This is a genomic window from Mesonia profundi (assembly GCF_031085155.1).
Taxonomy (GTDB): Bacteria; Bacteroidota; Bacteroidia; order Flavobacteriales; family Flavobacteriaceae; genus Mesonia; species Mesonia profundi.
The window spans coordinates 1-3,270 of the sequence record NZ_JAVHUL010000015.1 but is presented as its reverse complement, the minus strand read 5'-3'; the positions used below and the strand labels follow the sequence as shown (position 1 = coordinate 3,270).

General features: G+C 36.6%; 2 protein-coding genes. One reads left to right on the top strand and one right to left on the bottom strand.

The genetic code is table 11. The annotated features are described in order from the left end of the window. Nucleotides 1–903: 903 nt before the first annotated feature. Nucleotides 904–1,527: a hypothetical protein gene (locus RBU60_RS07055; protein WP_308864043.1), complete on the bottom strand. Its 624-nt coding sequence runs from the start codon at nucleotides 1,525–1,527 to the stop codon at nucleotides 904–906. Nucleotides 1,528–1,796: 269 nt separating this feature from the next. Between RBU60_RS07055 and RBU60_RS07050 the strand changes: the two genes are divergently transcribed. Continuing rightward, entirely contained in the window at nucleotides 1,797–3,056 is a 1,260-nt protein-coding gene (locus RBU60_RS07050) for an OmpA family protein (protein ID WP_308864042.1), read from the top strand. The last annotated feature ends 214 nt before the right edge of the window (nucleotides 3,057–3,270 follow it).

Here is a 3,270-nt window from a genome sequence, read left to right as displayed (position 1 = left end):
CTCTTTAGTATGGAGTAGTTAGAGGTGAGACGGGAGAAAATAGAACCAAGACGTTTAGAAACAGGACTGTTGGAATCAGGACTTTTAGACCCACGACGCTTAGACTAAACAAAGTGAAAAGAGAAAGTCGGAAATTGGAAGTTAGAGATTACAAAACAAGAAAAATTTTAAAAGTAAAAACGAAAACATGAAAAGAAAGTATCTGGCCTACTTTTCATGTGCGTAGTAAAACCAAGAAGAAATTTAGCGTTGGCTGAAGCAGTATGGCCTAGCGCAGCGATCGCCATACGGAGGATATAATTTTTTCTTTGGTTTTCAAGAGCAGGAAAATCAGCCTAGATTTCCCGCCCGAACGTACCTTTTCGGTACGGGCGAGGTTTTGTTACTTTTTTGGGCAATGCAAAAAAGTAAAGAATATATATAGCACCTTAATGATCTTCGATTAACAATTCATATACATTAAAAATGAGGCTTCGATACAATTTTTTTGCAAAAAATCACTCAGCCACCGTTTTAGTATGGAGTAGTTAGAGGTGAGAGGTGAGACGGGAGAAAATAGAATCTAGAGCCTAGAACCAACACTTATAGAGGTTAGTAATTAGTAATGTGTAAGGAGAAATTAACTTGTTATGCTGTCATTGACTCCGTCGAACCACTGCGTTAGGTTTTCGACGAAAGGAGAAATCTCAACAATAGAACTTAGACCCAAGACGTTTGGACGCAGGACTTAGGAGAGCGTTTTTAACTTCAATTCTCTTGTTTCCAAAACGAAAAAATGCTTCGTTTCGCTGCGCTTCTCTCTGCATGACAACAAGCGAGTGTCATCCTGAAATCTCCCTTTATCATTAGAAAAACCCAGCATGACAGTAGCCTTGTAAATATTCAAAATTATAACCTTAACGCTTAGTACCAGTCGGCATGATATTTTTCCTTTCCTAAGTACACATTTATCCCTATTCCCACAAAAACACTACTTCCACTTTCCGCCTTTCCAGTCCCATTTAGCAACTCTCCATTATAGGCATAAGATTGTGATAACTGGTAATTATAGGTAACGTCGCCTACCAGAGCTATTTTTGGAGACAACTTTACCAGCAATGAACCTCCTGCCAGCAAGTTTCCATAATTATCTGATCCCGAAATACTAGAGGGGTAAGCAACAGAAAGCCCTGGCCCTGCATGCAACTGGATGTTGACGTATTCCTTTATATAATAGGGAATCGAAAATACATGGGTGAGGCTCACTACTCCTTCTAAAGATACACCATGAACCTTTAATCCTTGATGTTGATCTCCAAATCTTTGAAAAACATACCCCCCTGATAATCCCCACTTTTGATCAAACATATAACGAGCGCCAAGCTGTATATTTTTGAAACTAATATACTCCGATCTCTCAATAAACTGAGTTGGTGAGACGGGTACCACAGCCCCATATTTCAATTCTAAAGAAATTTGATTGTATTTTTTTTGTGCTTGCAGCGTGAATCCTACTAGAAAAATAAGTCCAATGCCTAGATACCTCATCTTTTTTCTTCAAATATACATGATATAATACGTAGCTATATTAAAGTTATCCAAATCAAATAGAAAGTACATCTAAAAAACAAGCAACTTCAGCTAAGAAAAACAACTCATTTTATGATAAATTCACATAAAAAAGATTCTTATTCGCTAGAACAGAGCTAGTTTTGTAAGAGCTTATTAAATAATTAAATTTGCATTTCTTTTTTTTTACGTAAAAACTGTTATATCTTTGTCTCAAAACTAAATGTAAAACCATTACATTATTTATTATGAAAAAAATCACTTTATTACTATCGTGCTTATTTGCGACTGCTGTTGTTACTAATGCACAAGAGACAGATTACAACCACTGGTCTATTGAAGCTGGTGTGAACATGAGTAAAGCCGCACAAGGTTTTGCAGGAGGCTATGATAATTCCGTTACAGGATCTATTGGAGGGGAGTTAGGCGTTCGTTATATGATTAACGAAAAATTTGGATTTAAATTCGGAGCTTTATACAGCAAATTATCTGAAGACGACAATGTCCCTGCTTTTGAAACTTCTTACTACAGAGGGACTTTGGAAGGAGTTGTTAATGTGGGTAACATTCTTGGGTTTAGAGATTGGACACAGCGTTTAAACGTGTTAGCGCATGCTGGTATGGGTGTTGGAATGATTTCACTTGGAGATGGAGGAATTTCTGATGAGCATGATTATACACCTGCATTTATTGTAGGGGTAACGCCACAACTTCGACTTTCTGATAAGATTTCATTATTTGCAGATGCAAGCTTTACCGCACATTCAAAGCAAGACTTTACATGGGATGGTACTAGTGCAAGTAACAAAAACCGTGATTTTGACGGAGGTATTGCTACACTTACTGCTGGGATTCAAATTTACTTAGGTAAAAATGAAAAGCATGCTGATTGGGTAGGTTCTTACGCAGGAAGTACAACACAAGAAATTGATTCTATCGCTAACCGTATTTCTGATATCGAGAATGATATGATGGATACTGATCAAGATGGAGTTCCAGATTACTTAGATCGTGAACCTAATTCGATGAACGGAGTAACTGTTGATACCAAAGGAGTTGCTGTAGATAAAAACAATAACGGTATTCCAGATGAAATTGAAGGTTCTTTAGATAAGCGTTATGCAAAATCAGGACAAGATGGAAGCTCTACTAGCGGATTAAGCATCAAAGACTTAATTAGCAATGGCTATGTGAATGTTTACTTCAAATTTAATAGCACTCAACCAGAGACGTATTCTCTAGAAGCTGTTAACTACTTAGTAAAGTATATGAACGAAAATTCTTCAGCTAATGCGGAATTAATTGGATATGCTGACGAGATTGGAAATGCAGATTATAACCTGCAACTTTCAGAGAAACGTGCTAAGAAAGTATATGACATCTTAATTGCTTCAGGAGTATCTGCAGATCGTTTAGAGTACAAAGGAGAAGGTATTGATGATTCAGTAGACAAGTCTTCTAATGAAGCGCGTCAATTGGTAAGAAGAGTTACTTTCAAATTGAAATAATTCTTAACTACATAGAATAAAAAAAGGCTATCAGAAATGATAGCCTTTTTTTATGTTTAGATTTTTAGAAAACTAGACCTGGAAAAAACAGCAAAACGGTAAAACAGCAAAATTTAAAAGTGAAAAGTAAAGAAAACTAGACCCACGACTTAGAAAGTGAAAAACGAAAAGCTTAAAGTGAAAAGTGGGCTTCGATACATCCCGAAACTTCGGG